General features: G+C 60.3%; 16 protein-coding genes. 13 read left to right on the top strand and 3 right to left on the bottom strand.

The features are described from left to right. The first annotated feature begins 52 nt into the window (after window positions 1-52). From AC13RE_RS10445 to rpmG, 9 genes are all read left to right on the top strand, one after another. Window positions 53-1009, top strand: coding sequence for an aspartate carbamoyltransferase catalytic subunit (locus AC13RE_RS10445; protein ID WP_015339549.1), 957 nt, complete (start codon window positions 53-55; stop codon window positions 1007-1009). Further along, on the top strand, window positions 1006-2295 hold the full coding sequence (locus AC13RE_RS10440) for a dihydroorotase (protein WP_488562852.1): 1290 nt from the start codon (window positions 1006-1008) through the stop codon (window positions 2293-2295). The genes AC13RE_RS10445 and AC13RE_RS10440 overlap by 4 nt, the downstream gene beginning before the upstream one ends. A gap of 34 nt (window positions 2296-2329) precedes the next feature. Beyond that, on the top strand, window positions 2330-2947 hold the full coding sequence (plsY, locus tag AC13RE_RS10435) for a glycerol-3-phosphate 1-O-acyltransferase PlsY (RefSeq protein ID WP_112414706.1): 618 nt from the start codon (window positions 2330-2332) through the stop codon (window positions 2945-2947). Beyond that, complete coding sequence (gene dprA / locus AC13RE_RS10430; RefSeq protein WP_488562851.1) at window positions 2947-4095, top strand: DNA-processing protein DprA; 1149 nt, start codon at window positions 2947-2949, stop codon at window positions 4093-4095. The genes plsY and dprA overlap by 1 nt, the downstream gene beginning before the upstream one ends. A gap of 279 nt (window positions 4096-4374) precedes the next feature. Next, window positions 4375-7044, top strand: a complete 2670-nt coding sequence (gene topA / locus AC13RE_RS10425; protein WP_488562885.1) for a type I DNA topoisomerase — start codon at window positions 4375-4377, stop codon at window positions 7042-7044. Next, complete coding sequence (gene rnr, locus AC13RE_RS10420) at window positions 7041-9419, top strand: ribonuclease R (RefSeq protein ID WP_488562850.1); 2379 nt, start codon at window positions 7041-7043, stop codon at window positions 9417-9419. Before topA ends, rnr begins: the two co-directional genes overlap by 4 nt. Window positions 9420-9451: 32 nt before the next feature. After that, complete coding sequence (locus tag AC13RE_RS10415; protein WP_015339543.1) at window positions 9452-9907, top strand: DUF983 domain-containing protein; 456 nt, start codon at window positions 9452-9454, stop codon at window positions 9905-9907. A 306-nt stretch (window positions 9908-10213) separates the two neighbouring features. Then, complete coding sequence (locus tag AC13RE_RS10410; protein WP_015339542.1) at window positions 10214-11398, top strand: MFS transporter; 1185 nt, start codon at window positions 10214-10216, stop codon at window positions 11396-11398. 96 nt (window positions 11399-11494) lie between these two features. After that, window positions 11495-11662, top strand: coding sequence for a 50S ribosomal protein L33 (gene rpmG / locus AC13RE_RS10405; RefSeq protein ID WP_003547442.1), 168 nt, complete (start codon window positions 11495-11497; stop codon window positions 11660-11662). An 816-nt stretch (window positions 11663-12478) separates the two neighbouring features. Here the strand turns inward: rpmG and AC13RE_RS10400 are convergent. Together AC13RE_RS10400 and AC13RE_RS10395 are read right to left on the bottom strand one after the other, a co-directional pair. After that, window positions 12479-13852, bottom strand: coding sequence for a PleD family two-component system response regulator (locus tag AC13RE_RS10400; protein ID WP_132716373.1), 1374 nt, complete (start codon window positions 13850-13852; stop codon window positions 12479-12481). Window positions 13853-13868: 16 nt separating this feature from the next. Then, window positions 13869-14240: a response regulator gene (locus AC13RE_RS10395; RefSeq protein WP_041677854.1), complete on the bottom strand. Its 372-nt coding sequence runs from the start codon at window positions 14238-14240 to the stop codon at window positions 13869-13871. Window positions 14241-14371: 131 nt separating this feature from the next. Between AC13RE_RS10395 and AC13RE_RS10390 the strand changes: the two genes are divergently transcribed. Both AC13RE_RS10390 and AC13RE_RS10385 read left to right on the top strand, forming a co-directional pair. Beyond that, window positions 14372-14680, top strand: coding sequence for a DUF3572 domain-containing protein (locus AC13RE_RS10390; RefSeq protein ID WP_488562849.1), 309 nt, complete (start codon window positions 14372-14374; stop codon window positions 14678-14680). A gap of 2 nt (window positions 14681-14682) precedes the next feature. Continuing rightward, window positions 14683-15330: a hypothetical protein gene (locus AC13RE_RS10385; protein ID WP_488562848.1), complete on the top strand. Its 648-nt coding sequence runs from the start codon at window positions 14683-14685 to the stop codon at window positions 15328-15330. A 17-nt stretch (window positions 15331-15347) separates the two neighbouring features. On the opposite strand, the gene AC13RE_RS10380 is transcribed toward AC13RE_RS10385, so the two are convergent. Then, window positions 15348-15926 carry a GNAT family N-acetyltransferase gene (locus AC13RE_RS10380; protein ID WP_488483371.1) on the bottom strand — a complete coding sequence of 193 codons (579 nt, stop codon included), beginning with the start codon at window positions 15924-15926 and terminating at the stop codon, window positions 15348-15350. 83 nt (window positions 15927-16009) lie between these two features. Here AC13RE_RS10380 and AC13RE_RS10375 point away from each other — a divergent pair, with 83 nt between their 5' ends. Continuing rightward, a complete protein-coding gene (locus AC13RE_RS10375) occupies window positions 16010-17299 on the top strand; it encodes a DNA polymerase IV (RefSeq protein WP_488562847.1) in 1290 nt (429 codons plus the stop codon). A gap of 190 nt (window positions 17300-17489) precedes the next feature. Then, window positions 17490-18533, top strand: a complete 1044-nt coding sequence (locus AC13RE_RS10370) for a glycoside hydrolase family 25 protein (protein ID WP_488562846.1) — start codon at window positions 17490-17492, stop codon at window positions 18531-18533. Window positions 18534-18536: the final 3 nt, after the last annotated feature.

The following is an 18536-nucleotide window of genomic DNA, read 5'->3' as shown; positions in this document are numbered from 1 at the left end:
CCATCGGCGCTCCCTCTTTATAGACCGCCTGACGAAATCCGGAGGCAGGTTCATGGTCTTCTTTCCCCACCGCCACCTCATTGGCATCAAGGGCCTCACCGAGCAGGATATCACCTATCTTCTCGACAAGGCCGACGAGGCGGTCAAGATCAGCCGCCAACGCGAGAAAAAGACGTCGACGCTTCGCGGCCTGACGCAGATCAATCTCTTCTTCGAAGCATCGACGCGCACGCAATCCTCCTTCGAGCTTGCCGGAAAACGGCTGGGCGCCGATGTGATGAACATGTCGGTCGGCAACTCCTCTGTCAAAAAGGGCGAGACGCTGATCGATACGGCGATGACGCTGAATGCCATGCGGCCTGATGTGCTTGTCATCCGCCATTCGAGCGCGGGCGCTGCCGCGCTCCTGGCGCAGAAGGTCTCCTGCTCCGTCGTCAACGCCGGCGACGGCCAGCACGAGCATCCGACCCAGGCCCTGCTCGACGCGCTGACGATCCGCCGCGCCAAGGGCAAGCTTTCGCGCATCATCGTCGCCATCTGCGGCGACGTGCTGCATTCGCGCGTGGCCCGCTCCAATATCCTGCTTCTCAACGCCATGGGTGCACGCGTCCGCGTGGTCGCACCCGCCACGCTACTGCCGGCCGGCATCGCCGATATGGGCGTCGAAGTCTTCCATTCGATGAAAGAAGGGCTGAAGGATGCCGACGTTGTGATGATGCTGCGGCTGCAGCGCGAGCGCATGTCCGGCGCCTTCGTGCCTTCGGTGCGGGAGTATTATCACTTCTACGGGCTCGACGCCGAGACCCTGAAGGTCGCCAAGGAGGATGCTTTGGTCATGCACCCGGGGCCGATGAACCGCGGGGTGGAAATCGCCTCAGAGGTGGCCGACGGCCCGCAAAGCGTCATCGCCGAACAGGTGGAGATGGGCGTCGCCGTCCGCATGGCCGTGATGGAAACCCTGCTCGTTTCACAGAACCAGGGACCTCGCACGGAGGGAGCAGGCGCATGAGCAACTCGATCGTCTTCCAGAACGTCCGCATCATCGATCCCTCCCGCGATCTCGACGAGGTCGGCACGATCGTCGTCGAAGACGGTGTGATCGTAGCCTCCGGCAAGGATGCGAAGAGCCACGGCGTTCCCAAAGGCGCGTCCGTTCGCGACTGCAATGGGCTTGTCGCCATTCCCGGCCTGGTCGATGCGCGCGTCCATGTCGGCGAGCCTGGCGGCGAACATCGCGAAACGATCGCCTCTGCGAGCCGTGCGGCTGCGGCCGGCGGCGTCACTTCCTTCATCATGATGCCGAACACGGACCCGGTCATCGACGATATCGCGCTGGTCGAATTCGTCCGTAAGACGGCCCGCGACACGGCCGTCGTCAACGTCTATCCGGCAGCGGCTCTCACCAAGGGACTTGCCGGCGAGGAGATGACGGAAATCGGCCTGCTGCGCGAAGCCGGAGCCGTCGTGTTTACCGACGCGCATTCCAGCCTTCACGATAGTCAGGTCCTGCGCCGTGTAATGACCTATGCGCGCGAATTCGGCGCTGTCATTTCCTGCGAGACGCGGGATAAATACCTCGGCGCAAACGGCGTCATGCATGAAGGACTGCTCGCAAGCTGGCTTGGCCTCTCCGGCATTCCGAAGGAAGCTGAACTGATCCCGCTCGAGCGCGACCTCCGCGTCGCGACGCTGACACGCAGCCATTATCACGCTGCTATGATCTCGGTGCCGGAATCGGCGGAGGCAATCCGCCTCGCCCGCTCGCGTGGCGCTAAGGTCACCTGCGGCATCTCCATCAACAATCTGGCGCTCAACGAGAACGACATCGGCGAGTACCGGACCTTCTTCAAGCTCTACCCGCCGCTGCGCTCAGAGGATGACCGGACAGGCATGATCGAGGCCCTTGCCGACGGCACGATCGACATCATCGTCTCCTCGCATGATCCGCAAGATGTTGATACGAAACGCCTGCCGTTCGGCGAGGCAGAGGACGGTGCGGTCGGGCTGGAAACGCTGCTTCCGGCAGCGCTCCGGCTCTATCATAGTGGCCAAGTCAGCCTGATGCGGCTTGTCGATGCGCTGTCGACACGGCCGGCGCAGATCTTCGGGCTGCCCGCCGGCACACTGAAGCCCGGCGCCAAAGCGGATATCGCTCTCGTCGATCTCGACGAGCCTTGGCTTGTCGCAAAAGACATGCTTTTGTCGCGCTCGAAGAATACGCCCTTCGAAGACGCGAGAATGAGCGGCCGGGCGGTTGCAACCTATGTCGCCGGCAAGCTGGTTCACAGTCTCTAAGGCAATCGCCAGGGTTTACGGAGAATAAGACGCGATGGCTGATTTCTGGACTTGGCAGCTTACCCTGCAGACCGCGCTGGCCGCGCTTGTCATCGGCTATCTGCTCGGCTCCATTCCCTTCGGCCTCCTGCTGACCCGCATGGCCGGGCTCGGCGACGTGCGCAACATCGGTTCGGGCAATATCGGCGCGACCAACGTGCTGCGCACCGGCAACAAGGGGCTTGCAGCCGCAACCCTGCTGCTCGATGCCTTCAAGGGTACGGCCGCCGTGCTGATCACCGCGCATTTCTTTGGCGAGGATGCCGGCGTTCTTGCCGGCTTTGCCGCCTTCATCGGTCACATCTTCCCGGTCTGGATCGGCTTCAAGGGCGGCAAGGGTGTCGCTACCTATCTCGGCATCCTGCTCGGGCTTGCACCGTTGATGGCCCTGATCTTCGCCATCGTCTGGCTGGCGATCGCCTTTACCACCCGCTACTCCTCGCTTTCCGCACTGGTTGCAACTCTTGTCATCCCGGTTGTATTGTGGATATTGGGGGCCGATAAGATCGCCGCCGTCATGGCGCTGATGACCGTCATCTCCTGGTACAAGCATAGGGCCAATATTGCCCGGCTGACCGCGGGAACGGAAGGTAAGATCGGAGCAAAGGGATAATGGACACAGGCAGCGCAAGACGGACCGGAGTTGCGCTGACCGAAAAACAAAGGATCGCCTGGCTCAGGCTCATCCGCTCCGACAATGTCGGACCGTCCACCTTCCGCGACCTCATCAATCACTATGGTTCGGCTGAAGCCGCTCTGGCCGCATTGCCGGAGCTTTCGCAGCGCGGCGGCTCGACGCGCGCGATCCGCATTGCCGATGAGCGGGATGCCCTGCGGGAGCTGGAATCGGCACATCACTTCGGCGCACGTTTCGTCGGCATCGGCGAGCCGGATTATCCCCCTGCCCTTCGCGAGATCGATGGCGCGCCGCCGCTGCTTGCCGTCAAAGGCAACATATCCGTAGCGACGAGGCCGGCCATCGGCATGGTCGGCTCGCGAAATGCCTCGATCAGCGGCGCCAAATTCACCGCCATGATTGCACGCATCTGCGGCGAGGCCGGTTATGCGGTGGTTTCCGGTCTGGCACGTGGCATCGACACGGCAGCGCACCGCGCCAGCCTCGCCACCGGTACGATCGCCGCCATGGCAGGCGGGCTCGACCAGCCCTACCCGCCCGAGAATATCGGCCTGCTCAATGACATCTGGGATGGCAACGGGCTTGCCGTCAGCGAGATGCCTTTCGGCTGGGAGCCCCGCGCACGCGATTTCCCGCGCCGCAATCGACTTATTGCGGGCATATCGCTCGGTGTCGTGGTCGTCGAGGCGGCAACGCGCTCCGGCTCGCTGATAACAGCGCGACTTGCAGGAGAATTTGGCCGGCTCGTCTTTGCGGTTCCCGGCTCGCCGCTCGATCCGCGCTGCGAAGGAACGAACGGCCTGCTGAAAGACGGCGCGATGATCGTCACGACACCGGACGATGTCGTCGAAGCGCTGCGGCCGCTCGCCGAGCCGGATCTCTTTCGCCCGCGCCCCGCAACGGCACCCATCGAAAGAAGCAAGCCGCTCGCCACGCCGCCCGATGATGCAGAGCGCGACCATATCGTCGAGGCGCTAGGGCCGACGCCGGTCGAGATCGACGATATCGTCCGCCATACCGGCCTGCCGATATCGGCCGTTCACTCCGTTCTTCTCGAACTGGACATGGCCGGCCGGCTGCATCGGCATCCCGGCGGACTGGTGTCGATCTCCATGCTGGATTGAAAACTGTGATACGCGTACCGATTCTAAGCATCGCATCGTCGCGCCAAGCACAAAAATCGCATTCCAGCGCCGCTCGTCACATATGACGCGCAAAGGTCGCTGTAACACGTTAGAGGTGCTGCATAATTTTATGCTTCAATCGATTCCGATTTAAGGAATTATGCAGTAGCCTCTTGACCGCGACGATTTCCCTGTCCATGTCGGAAGGCCGGGAAGACGGAAAAACCCGGTATCTCCCGCGTCTTATACCGGCGCGACCTCTTATTCAGAGACTTGATGATGAACGTTGTAGTGGTGGAATCGCCTGCCAAGGCCAAGACAATCAATAAATATCTGGGACCCGGATATAAGGTTCTTGCATCCTTCGGCCATGTGCGTGACCTGCCCGCCAAAGACGGTTCGGTGCTGCCGGACCAGGATTTCGAAATGCTGTGGGAAGTCGATGGTGCCTCGCAAAAGCGCATCAAGGACATAGCCGACGCGCTGAAAACCTCCGACGGCCTGATTCTCGCGACCGACCCGGATCGCGAGGGTGAAGCCATTTCCTGGCATGTACTCGACGTGCTGAACAAGAAGCGCGTCATCAACGGCAAGCCGGTGAAGCGCGTCGTCTTCAACGCCATCACCAAAAAGGCGGTGCTCGACGCAATGGCCGAGCCGCGCGACATCGACGTGCCGCTGGTGGATGCCTATCTTGCCCGCCGCGCGCTTGACTACCTCGTCGGCTTCAACCTGTCGCCGGTTCTGTGGCGTAAGCTGCCGGGCGCGCGCTCGGCCGGCCGCGTACAGTCCGTGGCCCTTCGCCTCGTCTGCGATCGCGAGTCCGAGATCGAGCGCTTCATCTCCGAAGAATACTGGAATCTCTCGGCAATCCTGAAGACGCCGCGCGGCGACGAATTCGAAGCCCGCCTCGTATCCGCCGACGGCAAGCGCCTGCAGCCGCGTGCGATCGGCAATGGCGAAGAGGCCGGCAAGCTAAAGGCGCTGCTCGAAGGCGCCTCCTATGTCGTCGACACGGTCGAGGCGAAGCCGGTCAAGCGCAATCCGAGCCCGCCCTTCACCACTTCGACGCTGCAGCAGGCTGCCTCCTCGAAGCTCGGCTTCTCGGCTTCGCGCACCATGCAAGTGGCGCAGAAGCTCTATGAAGGCGTCGATATCGGCGGCGAAACCGTCGGTCTCATCACCTATATGCGTACCGACGGCGTTCAGATGGCGCCGGAAGCGATCGATGCGGCACGCCACGCCATCGCCAACCAGTTCGGCGAACGCTACCTGCCGGAAAAGGCACGCTTCTATTCCACCAAGGCAAAGAATGCCCAGGAAGCACACGAAGCGATCCGCCCGACCGATTTCGACCGCGTGCCGGACCGTATCCGCAAATTCCTCGATGACGATCAGCTCAGGCTTTACGATCTGATCTGGAAGCGCGGTATCGCCAGCCAGATGGCATCGGCGGAAATCGAGCGTACGACGGTCGAGATCCTGGCAGATAACGCCGGCAAAAAGGCGGGCCTGCGCGCCGTCGGCTCCGTCATCCGTTTCGACGGCTTCATCGCCGCCTATACAGACCAGAAGGAAGACGGCGAGCAGAGCGACGACAGCGAAGAAGGCGGCCGCTTGCCCGAGATCAACGCACGCGAAAATCTCGCCAAGCAGAAGATCAACTCGACCCAACATTTCACCGAACCGCCGCCGCGCTATTCTGAGGCGTCGCTGATCAAGAAGATGGAAGAGCTCGGCATCGGCCGCCCCTCCACCTATGCGGCGACGCTCGCAACGCTGCGCGACCGCGATTACGTGACCATCGACAAGCGCAAGCTTGTGCCGCAGGCCAAGGGACGGTTGGTCACAGCCTTCCTCGAAAGCTTTTTCACCAAATATGTCGAATACGACTTCACGGCCGATCTGGAGGAGAAGCTTGACCGCATCTCCGCCGGCGAGCTGAACTGGAAGGATGTGCTTCGCGATTTCTGGCGCGATTTCTTCGCCCAGATCGAAGACACGAAGGAACTGCGCGTCACCAATGTTCTAGATGCTCTGAACGATGCGCTGGCACCGCTTGTCTTCCCGAAGCGCGAAGACGGCAGCGATCCGCGCATCTGCCAAGTATGCGGCACGGGTAACCTCTCGCTGAAGCTCGGCAAATACGGCGCCTTCGTCGGCTGCTCGAATTATCCGGAATGCAATTATACCCGCCAGCTTTCGTCGGAAGGCGGCGCAGAGGCCGAATCCAACGGATTGAACGAGCCGAAAGCGCTTGGCACCGATCCGGTGACCGGTGAAGAGCTGACGCTGCGTTCGGGCCGCTTCGGTCCCTATATCCAGCGCGGCGACGGCAAGGATGCCAAGCGTGCATCGCTGCCCCGCGGCTGGAAGCCGGAGGATATCGATTATGAAAAGGCGATGGCGCTGATCTCGCTGCCACGCGACATCGGCAAGCACCCCGAGACCGGCAAGATGATTTCTTCCGGCATCGGCCGCTATGGACCGTTCCTGTTGCACGACGGCAGCTACGCCAACCTCGAAAGCGTCGAGGATGTGTTCACCGTTGGTCTGAACCGCGCCGTCACCGTTCTTGCCGAAAAGCAGAGCAAGGCAGGCGGTGGAGCGCGCGGCGGGACGCCCGCAGCGTTGAAGGATCTCGGCGCGCATCCGGATGGCGGCGGGTCGATCACGGTTCGCGACGGCAAGTATGGCCCCTACGTCAATTGGGGCAAGGTCAATGCGACGTTGCCGAAGGGCACGGACCCGCAGGCGATCACCGTCGAGGAAGCCCTGGCTCTGATCGCAGCCAAGGCCGGCAAGAGCGGCGGCACCACCAAGAAGACGCCCGCCAAGGCAAAGGCCGCGGCAGCCGGCGCAAAAGCCACGAAAACGACTGCCAAGCCGAAAGCTGCTGCAAAGAAGCCTGCGGCCAAGACGGCAGCGAAAAAGAAGAGTGCAGAGTGAGCAGAGAACCGCGCGGCAGGATTTCATCGTCGGAGCGACGCCCCGGCAAGTCTGGTCGCGCGACCAAGCGGGGCGAGAACGCTGAGCCGATGATGGCAATTATCCACGGCGAGCTGCCGCCGCGCGAGGTCATCCTGCGCTTCATCGCCGATCATCCGCAACAAGCTTCCAAGCGCGAGCTCGCCAAGGCCTTTGGCCTGAAGGGCGAGAGCCGCGTCGCGCTGAAGGAACTGCTGCGCGAGCTTGAAGAAGAAGGCATGGTGCAGAAGAGCCGCAAATCGCTCATCCGCCCCGGCGCCCTGCCGCCGATTGCCGTGCTGGATATCACCACCCGTGACAAGGATGGCATGCTGATCGGCCGCCCCGCCGAATGGGCCGAGGAAAATGGCGTCGCGCCAGCAGTCATGATCAAGCAGTCTTCCTCGCCTGCCGGCCGCAACGGTAAGGGCAAGGCGCCGGTCGCCGGCATGGGCGACCGCATTCTTGCGAAGATCTTTTCGGCCGTCGATCGCAGCGGCCCAGCCTATACGGCTCGCATCATCAAGGTCATCGACAAGCGGCAGGGCGCCTCCATGGGCGTCTTCCGCGAAACGCCGGGCGGCGGTGGGCGGCTGATGCCGATCGAACGGCGCGGCGAGGAAATGGTCATCGACCCCGATTATACCGGCGGCGCCAAGGACGGCGATCTGGTCGAAGTCGAAGTGGCGCGTCTCGGCCGCTTCGGCCTGCCACGCGCCAAGGTTCTGTCTGTCGTCGGCTCCGTCGCCTCGGAAAAGGCGATCTCGATGATCGCCATTCACGCACATGGAATTCCGCATGTCTTCCCCGCCGCAGTCATTGCGGAAGCCGATGCCGCCAAGCCCGCCACCATGTCCCATCGCGAGGATTGGCGCAGCCTGCCGCTGATCACCATCGACCCGGCCGACGCCAAGGACCATGACGACGCCGTCTATGCGGAAATGGACCCCTCGCCCGACAATTCGGACGGCGTGATCGTCACCGTCGCCATCGCCGACGTCTCCTGGTATGTGCGTCCGAACTCGCCGCTCGACCGCGAGGCGCTGAAGCGCGGCAATTCGGTCTATTTCCCTGATCGCGTCGTGCCGATGCTGCCCGAGCGCATTTCCAACGATCTCTGCTCGCTAAAGGAAGGCGTCGACCGACCTGCCCTTGCGGTGCGGATGATCTTCTCCAAGGAAGGGCGGAAGGCCGGCCACACCTTCCATCGTGTTATGATGAAGAGCGCTGCCAAGCTTTCCTACCAGCAGGCGCAGGCTGCGATCGATGGCCAGCCCGACGACAAGACCGGACCGATGCTGGAGCCGATCCTCAAGCCGCTCTGGCACGCCTATGAGATTTTGAAAAAGGGCCGCGACCGGCGCCAGCCGCTCGAACTCGACATGCCCGAGCGCAAGATCCTGCTGAAGCCGGATGGCACCGTCGATCGTGTCTTCGTGCCGCCGCGCCTCGATGCGCACAAGCTCATCGAAGAAATGATGATCCAGGCGAACGTCGCTGCGGCCGAGACGTTGGAAAAGCGCAAGCAGGTGTTGATCTACCGTATTCACGATGGCCCGACGCTCGCCAAGCAGGAAATCCTACGCGAATTCCTGGCGACGCTCGGCATTTCGCTTGCCAAGGGCGGCAATGTGCGCGCCAACAGCTTCAACGGCATTCTGGCGAAAGCCGAGGGCACGGCGCATCAGACCATGGTCAACGAGATGGTGCTGCGCTCGCAGAGCCAAGCGATCTACAGCCCCGACAATATCGGGCATTTCGGCCTCAATCTGATGAAATACGCCCACTTCACCTCGCCCATCCGCCGCTATGCCGACTTGATCGTGCATCGCGCGCTCGTCGGCTCGCTCGGCCTCGGCGAAGGTGCGATCACGCCGGACGAAGAAGGCTCGCTCGACGATATCGCAGCCGAGATCTCGACCTTCGAGCGCCGCGCCATGGCCGCGGAGCGCGAGACAGTGGACCGGCTGATCGCCCACCACCTCGCCGGCCGTGTCGGCGCGGAGTTCGAGGCGCGCGTCGGCGGCGTCACCAAGTCGGGACTTTTTGTCACCCTGCCGGACTATGGCGCCGACGGTTTCATCCCTATATCTACGCTCGGCACCGACTACTTCATCTATGACGAGGCGCATCAGGCGCTGACGGGCGAAAGAACGGGGCTCGGATATCGTCTCGGCGACGATGTGACGGTAAGACTGGCAGAAGCCGTACCGCTTGCCGGAGCGCTGCGCTTCGAAATGCTGAGCGATGGCAAGCCGATGCCGACGGCGGTGCGTTCCTTTCATAAGGCCGCCCGCCGCAACAAGAACCCGGCCCGCAAGGCGCCGGGCACGAGACCGCCGCGCGGCCGCAGGTAAAGAACGGCTGTCGGCACGGAGGAAGCGCATTCATGACGGGCAGCCCATCCGACTCCCCCATCCGCTTCGGTGGCTCAGACGAAAGCGAACGTCCGCTCGGACGCTCGATCCTGCGTGGCATGCTGAACCGCTGCCCGCGCTGCGGCACCGGCAAGCTCTTTCGCGCCTTTCTGAAGCCAGTCGACCGATGCGCGGTCTGTGATGAAAATATCTCTCATCAGCGAGCCGACGACCTGCCGCCCTATCTGGTGATCCTGGTTCTCGGCCACCTGATCGTCGGCGGCTATATGCTGACGGATATGACCTTCAAGCTGCCGCTCTGGGCGCATCTAGCCATTTGGGCACCCATCACCATTATCGCGGCCCTTGCCATCATCCAGCCGATCAAAGGTGGCGTCATCGGCCTGCAATGGGCGCTGCGCATGCATGGCTTCGGTGGCCATGACGACACCCCAGAGGAATGGGATCAAGGAAACGGCCGGTCGTGACCATGCTATCCGGTTCATGCCGCCGGTCTCTATCGTTGGCGGAGATTGCTTCCGCGCATTGCGCTTCTATATCGCAAACTGCAGAGGTTTTGTCGCTTAATCGTGCTTCAGGCGAACTGCTTTACCGGCAACCGCTTGACATGAGCAGCATTTCTTGTCTGAACATGCCGCGCGTCATAGGGACTACTCCGGAGGGTGTGATCGATCACATGAAAGCCGACCCGTCACCTGAATTTGGCCGAGCCGTGGCTTCCTGTGCTCCACATTGCGATCGATTCGCACGCCTCATGCCCCAGGGATTTTTGTATGCTTGAACCGACGAACGACAAGGCCGGCCACGTCGAAGAAATTCACTGGCCTTCGCTCGTCGCAGCCATTACCTCCGTATCCGCCGTTGGCATCGCCATCGGGCTGGGACTGCCGCTTCTGAGCATCATTCTCGAAAAGCGCGGTGTTCCCTCGAGCCTCATCGGCCTCAACACGGCCATGATGGGCGTCGCCTCGATGCTGGCAGCGGTCGTCACGACCAAGCTCGCGCATCGCTTCGGCGTCGTGCAAACAATGATCTGGGCGGTTTTCCTATCGGCTCTGAGCTCGCTCGGCTTCTACTATGCAGAAAATCTGCTTCTGTGGTTTCCGCTGCGTATCGTCTTCCATGGGGCAACGACAACGCTCTTCATCCTGTCGGAATTCTGGATCAACGCCGCTTCGCCGCCTTCCAAACGCGGATTCGTGCTCGGTCTCTATTCCACCGTCTTCTCTCTGGGATTTGCCGCCGGCCCCCTCGTCTTTTCCGTCGTCGGCAGCGAAGGCCTGATGCCCTTCCTCATCGGCGCCTGCATCATCCTGGCCGCTGCCATCCCGATCTTCATTGCGCGAAACGAGAGCCCGATCGTCGACGAGAAGCCGGAACTGCATTTCGTGCGCTACATCTTCCTCGTGCCGACGGCGACGGCCGCGGTCTTCGTGTTTGGCGCGGTTACCGTCGGCGGCGGATCGCTCTTCACCAGCTATGCGACCCGCCTCGGTTTCAACGAATCACAGGCGGCACTGCTGCTGACCGTCATGGGTGTGGGCAACTTCGTGTTCCAGATCCCGCTCGGGCTGCTTGCCGACCGCATGCGGGACAAGCGGCCGCTGCTGTCGATCATGGCCACGATCGGGTTTGTGGGCGCGCTCCTGCTACCGTCGCTGTCATCGAACTGGATCATTCTTGCCATCATCCTGCTCTTCTGGGGTGGCTGCGTTTCCGGCATGTATACGGTCGGCCTCAGTCACCTCGGCACGCGATTGACCGGCGTCGATCTCGTCGCCGCCAATGCGGCCTTCGTTTTCTGTTACGCCGTAGGCATGGTCCTCGGGCCGCCGACGGTCGGCACGGCCATGGATCTCGCCAATCCCAGCGGCTTTGCCTGGGCCGTGGCGTTTTTCTTCGGCCTTTATGTCCTGCTTTCGGGGATACGACTGCTTTTCATGGGCAACAGAGGTTGACTTTTCGGGCGCGATTTGTATTTTCGCGCCAGAATTCGCCGTGGACCTCCGCACAGGCCGTCCACGGCGTTCATTTTTATTAAAGGCAGGACGACCATGGCCAAGGCTACCACCATCAAGATCAAGCTGCTGTCGACGGCCGACACCGGTTTCTTCTACGTCACGACGAAGAACAGCCGTACGATGACAGACAAAATGACGAAGACGAAGTACGACCCGGTTGCTAAAAAGCATGTCGAGTTCAAGGAAACGAAGATCAAGTAAGTTTCCTAAACTTCAGGTTACAAAAGGCGCGACCTTCGGGTTGGCGCCTTTTTTGTTTTATAAACCTCATCTCGATCGCCGTCCGATTTTGCAACAGCGGTTGGAAACGCCTCAGCCGAACAATGCCTTGCCAGCATCGCAAAAGAAAAACGCCGCCCTTCAGAAATGAAGAGCGGCGTTTTGAATGGGGGCCGGCTAGCCTGCAAAACGGCACGAGGAACCGTTATCTTCTGCCTGCCAGCCGACCGACCCCACGACCCAGGAGATGCGGCGGACCTGAGCATCATGGGGTATCTCGGATGCCCTAATCGGTTGTCTGTATACGGGACTAAACTCGCGCGAAATCAAAAGGAAATCAACAAATTCTTAATGATAAAAATACCTGTCTGCCCGGATGGTTAAAATTCATGACTTTGATGGAAAAGAATGCCCGACAGCATTAACAAAAAATGGTCAAGAAATTACCAAGAATAAAGGGAGATCTCCTCTCTCGACGGAAAAGATACACTACAGATACTAAAGTAAAATTGAATATTCAATTTAGTTTCAATCAAGCCCCCGCCTTCCAGCTCCCACCTGATCACCAAGCCACGAACAAGATAAAAACATATAGTAATATAATATGAATATTTCGGCCTTGGGCAGAAATCGAGAACTTATTCCAAAATCGAAAGTATAAGTATTCTTATTTTCTTTGAACCAGAACTCAAGTGGCTGTGGAGGTGAGATAAAGAACGGAAAGAATTGAATCGCGGTTCAAAAACCTGAAAGCTACCTCAGTATTGACGGGTAACTGCCACTTTCGGCCGTTTACCCCTATGCGGCTGAAGCTACGACCCTGTTGCGGCCTGCCCTTTTGGCTTCGTAAAGCGCAAGATCCGCCTGTTTCATCAACTGCTCCGGGGTATCGATCGTCTCCAAACGGCACGAAATTCCGAAGGATGCGGTAATGTTAAGCGCGACACCAGTGTCGCGTAGTTTTACAGGCATATTTTCTACCGCAGCACGTAGACGTTCTGCGACGCCTGCGGCGATATCGGCGGGCGTATCCGGCATGACGACCACGAATTCCTCACCTCCGTAACGACAGGCAAGATCGGCGCCGCGCACCGTTGAGCGGATCCGTGCGGCAAACTCCTTGAGAACTTCGTCGCCGGCATCGTGACCATGGGTGTCGTTTACGGTCTTGAAGCGGTCTATGTCGGTGATCAGAATCGAAAGCGGCCTGCCCCGTGCCAGGGATCGATCAAAAAGCACCTTTAAGTGATTGTCGAGGTAGCGTCTGTTGTGCAGGCCGGTGAGCGCGTCGGTGACGGCAAGCTCGATCGTCTGCTGTACGCTGGCACGCAGACGGTCGTTATAGCGCTTGCGGCGTATTTGAGTGAGGCAGCGGGCCACGAGCTCATTCGGCTCGATCGGTCGGACGATATAATCATTGACGCCGAGATCCAGCGCGCGGACGATCATGTCATCGGCCCCTTGCTCCGTCACCAGCAGCACTGGCAGGAAGCGCGTACGCTCCAGCGAGCGCAGCTGCGAGCAAAGCCGCAGCGGATCGTAATCGTCGAAATTAGAATTGACGATGACCAGCTCGAACGGCCGTTCGGCCGCTTCGAACAAAGCCGCCTGCGGATCGGACATCGCAATGACCTGGGCAATCGGCTTCAGCGTTCGGATAATCCGCTCCTGCGAATTGGCGCGGCCATCGACCAGCAGCACCTGGCCGGCTTCCTCGGAACGGCCTTCTCCGGAGCGCATCAGATCGCCGATGCCGAAGTTGCGCGCGGTCTCGTTGCGCATATGCAGCTCATCACTCAATGTCTTGAGGCGAAGCAGGCTCTTGACGCGCGAAATCAGCTGAAGGTCATTGACCGGCTTCGTCAGGAAATCGTCGGCACCGGCCTTCAGACCGCGCACGCGGTCGGCAGGCTGATCGAGCGCCGTCACCATGACGACCGGGATATGCGCAGTTCGGGGATCGGATTTCAGGCGCTCGCACACTTCGAAGCCGTCCATGCCGGGCATCATAATATCGAGAAGAATCAGATCGACCTGCGTGCTCGCGCAAATGGCGAGCGCCTTCAAGCCGTCCTCAGCCGTCAGCACTTCGAAATATTCGGCAAGCAGCCGCGCTTCCAGAAGCTTTACGTTGGCCGGAATATCGTCGACTACCAGGATGCGTGCGGTCATCAGCTGCTCCCCATCATCAGGCGTCGCCCAGATAGGTTTTAATGGTTTCAATGAATTTCGGCACTGAAATCGGCTTCGAGACATAGGCCTCGCAGCCACCCTGGCGAATGCGCTCCTCATCGCCCTTCATGGCGAAGGCCGTGACTGCGATCACGGGGATCATGTGCAGGTCGTCGTCTTCCTTCAGCCACTTGGTGACCTCCAGACCGGAGACCTCCGGCAGCTGAATATCCATGAGAATCAGATCCGGACGGTGCTTGCGCGCGAGATCGAGCGCTTCCATGCCATTGCGGGTCTGGATCGTTGTATAGCCGGAGGCTTCGATCAGGTCGCGAAAGAGCTTCATATTCAGCTCATTGTCTTCTACAATCATTACCTGCTTAGCCATGGAACGCTGCCCCTGCATCCGGTATTGCATCCATTCTCTCGAAATATAGGGTCGCGAGGAACCGATTCCAGAAATAGTTGAATCGCAAATTACCGGCATTTGGTTGAAAAATAGGTAACTCACCCCTCAAAATGCAAAGTAACTTCAAGAACCCGAAGAAGAGCGCGGCCAACCCGCAAGAGACTGCTGTTGCCGTACTCGGCTGGCTCGCCAATGAACCCGATATGTTTGGCCGCTTCCTGGCGCTCACCGGCGTGGAGCCGGCGCAGGTGCGCAACGCCATCAACGAGCCCGCCTTTCTTGCTGGCATGCTCGATTTCCTCATGAACCACGAACCGACATTATTGGCCTTCTGCGAGGCCAGCGGCATTCCACCGGAGGCCGTCGCCGCCGCGTCGGCGCATTTTTCGCCGCCCGGCCTTGCCTCTGGAGAATACTGATCATGGATGCCCCGATCGAATTCGACGTATCGCACATCCGGCTGCAAGAACGGCCATTGATCGTCTGCGATGTCGATGACGTTGTTCTGCATTTCTTTGCGCCTTTCCTGGCCTTCATCGACGCCGAAGGCCATGAATTCCTGCCGCGCTCCTTCCGGCTGACGGGCAACATCGTTTCCAAGGCCAATGGCTCCGTGCTGGAAGAAAAGGATGTCCGCCGGCTGATCGAGGCGTTCTTCGAGGTGCAGGAGCAATGGCAGACGCCTTTCGATCGCGTGGTGGACACGCTCGCCACGTTTTCGAAAGATGCCGATATCGTCTTCCTGACAGCCATGCCGCCGCAGTTCTGGGAGCAGAGGCGGCGGCTCCTCGACAGGCTTGAGCTTGACTATCCGTTGCTCGCGTCGCTGCAGCCGAAGGGGCCGATCGTACGCTCGCTGCATCGACAGCGCGAAATGCCCGTCGCCTTCGTCGATGACATGGCCCACAACCTGCATTCGGTCAGCGAATATGTTCCGGGATGCCTCCTCATCAATCTGAAACCGGCCTCCATCGTTCACCGCATGGCGCCCGCTGTCGCCGCAGGCATTCCGCAAGCCAATGAATGGGGCCAGGCAGCACCGCTGATCCAGGCTCACATCACACGCTGACGTCATTCAACCTACCCTCAAAGAGCGAGACGCATCAGAGGCCTGCCGTCCTTTCGCTTCGCAACTTCAGAAAATCCGGCGGCCTCGAATATGCGCTGCGAGCCGACATAGAGACCGACCGATTTCGACTGCTTCGTACGCTCGATCGGGCAGCCCTCCAGCAGTCGCGCGCCGGAAGCACGGGCGAAATTCACGGCCTCCGACAGCATGCGATGGCTATACCCCTTGCCGCGATCCTTCGAATTTATGAAGAAGCAACTTACCGCCCAAACAGTGCTGTCTTCCGCATCGGCTGGATCGAGCGGACGAGACACCGTTTTCGGCGAGTTCCATTGCGGCAGCTCTGCACGCGGACCAACCTGCACCCAGGCGATCGGTTGCCCGTCAATGTAGCCTAGAAGACCGGGCGGCGGCCCAGCCGAGATTCGCTCCTGGATCAACTGCTTCTTTGCTGCCGCATCCATCGTCTTGCGCTGCGATGTCGCGACACGGAAATGAGTGCACCAACAGCCATAGCAGGCACCGCTTGGTCCAAACAGTGTCTCGAAATCGCCCCAGCGATCCGGCGTCAATGCCTGCACGATTAAGTTCTGCACTCGCGCCTCCCCGGCAGTTTTCCAGCTTGAGACTTGCGAGCTTAGATCATAAAGTGGCGATGTTCAATTTTTGTTCTCACTCGATGACCCATGCGCCCGACAAGATCTCCGGCTTCTGTCGCGATTGCTTGAGCGAGCAATCGGCGACGCGCACGCGCTGCCGGAGCTGCGGAAGCCCTCGCCTCGTTTACCACCGGGAACTCTACGCACTGACGCTGGCGCATATCGATTGCGATGCCTTTTATGCCTCCATCGAGAAACGTGACAATCCGGAGTTGGCCGATAAGCCCGTCATCATCGGCGGCGGCAAGCGCGGCGTCGTCTCCACCGCCTGCTATATCGCCCGCATCCATGGGGTGCGCTCCGCCATGCCGATGTTCAAGGCGCTGGAAGCGTGCCCGCAGGCCGTCGTCATCCGGCCGAACATGGAGAAATACGTGCGCGTCGGCCGCGAGGTCCGTGCGATGATGCAGGACCTGACACCGCTGGTGCAGCCGCTTTCGATCGACGAGGCCTTTCTCGAGCTAGAGGGCACGCAGCGGCTGCATCACGATCCGCCGGCGCGCATCCTCGCCAAGTTCGTCAAGCGCGTGGAGCAGGAAGTCGGCATCACCATCTCCGTCGGCCTTTCCTACTGCAAATTCCTCGCCAAGGTTGCCTCCGACCTGCAGAAGCCGCGAGGCTTCTCCGTCATTGGCAAGGAAGAGGCGCTCTCCTTCCTGGAGCCACGATCGGTCACCACCATCTGGGGAGTAGGCAAGGCCTTTGCCGCTACGCTCGAAAGCGACGGCATTCGCACCATCGGCCAGTTACAGGCCATGGAGGAAGGTGACCTCATGCGCCGTTATGGCGTCATCGGCCAGCGGCTTTTCCGTCTCTCGCGCGGGATCGACGACCGAACCGTGCATCCCAATGAAGCGGCGAAGAGCGTGTCTTCCGAAACCACCTTCTTCGAAGACATCTGGCGCCATGAAGATCTCGTGCCGATCTTGCGCGATCTCTCCGAGAAGGTTTCCCGGCGTCTGAAGCGCAGCGGCATTGCCGGCCAGACCGTCGTGCTGAAACTGAAGACCGCGGACTTCAAGATCCGCACGCGCAATCGTCGGCTGGAGGACCCAACCCAACTCGCGGACCGGATTTTCCGCACCGGACTGCGGCTGCTCGAATCTGAAACCGACGGCACGAAATTCCGTCTCATTGGCATCGGGGTTACCGATCTTGGCGATGCCGGGCGCGCAGATCCGCCCGATCTTATCGACGTTCAGGCCATGCGACGGGCCGCTGCGGAAGCAGCCATGGACAAGCTCCGAGAAAAATTCGGCAATAAGACAGTCGAAACCGGCTACACGTTCGGCGACAAAAACCAAAAATAACAATTATTTAGCATAAGTCACCAGATGGTGATTTTTGGCTGCGCCGCAAATAATTGAACGACGCGCGCGATTCTTTAGCGCGAGAAAGCTCGGATTCAAACTTTTTTGGTAAATTTCCATTAGGACTTGGATTCTGTAACTTTCCGGCGGCGTGAACTCGTCGCCTCCAGTGTTTTGCGTACGGGTTCCTATGCGTCTATCGGCTGTATCGACCATTCTTCTCGCCTGCCTGACGATTTCAGGCTGCGCCGCCCGAGGTGAGCGCGAAGCCGCGCAAGCCGCCCCGCCTTCGAAAGAATTGACCGGTTCCATCACAAAGACCGGTCGGGTCGTGCCTTCGGTCGAAATCGGCGAAACCGTTTCGCGCGTCGAGCGGCAGCAGGCGCTCGCAGTCGCGATGCCGACGAATCTCCGGCCTGAGGGCCTTATGCCCTCCGACCAGAGCGGCGACGATGAAGCGCCAGTCCCGCTGCAACGACCGCTCGCCATGCTCTCGCCATCGAATCCGGTGCCCCGCGCCCTGCGGCAGCAGCCGATGCAGATCTACAGCCATCGCTTCCGCGATGCCAAGCCGATCAACTTCGGTACATCAACCTCGCCCCGGAAGCTCGCTGTCCATGGCGTCGACGTCTCTCGCTGGCAGGGCGAGATCGACTGGGATACGCTGCGCACGCAGGGTGCGAACTTCGTCTACATCAAGGCAACGGACGGCGGCGACCATATCGATCCCATGTTCAAGAAGAACTGGCGGGCTGCCCAGCAGGCCGGTCTGAAACATGGCGCCTATCATTTCTTCTACTGGTGCCGGACTGCCGGAGAGCAGGCCGACTGGTTCATTCGCAACGTGCCGAAGGAAGCCGGAGCCCTGCCGCCGGTCATCGACGTGGAATGGAACGGTGAGTCAAGTTGCAAGCGGCGGCCTTCGCGCGAGCAGGTTCTCGCCAAGATGCAGGTCTTCATGGACAAGCTCGAAAAGCATTACGGCCAGCGTCCGATCGTCTACACGGCTCCGGACTTCTATCGCGACAATCTGAGTGGCGAACTGCTCAACTATCCCTTCTGGCTGCGCGCCGTGGCTCAACATCCGTCCAAGGTCTATCCGGGCCGTAAATGGCTGTTCTGGCAATATTCCGGCTCCGGTGTATCCCACGGCGTCGAAGGCAAGATCGACCTCAACGCTTTCCACGGCAGCGAGCAAGACTGGCACAACTGGGTGGCCTCTAGCGTCCACTGATTC

Source organism: Martinezella sp. CNPSo 3959, from assembly GCF_057784355.1.
This window is presented reverse-complemented; position numbering and strand designations above follow the sequence as displayed.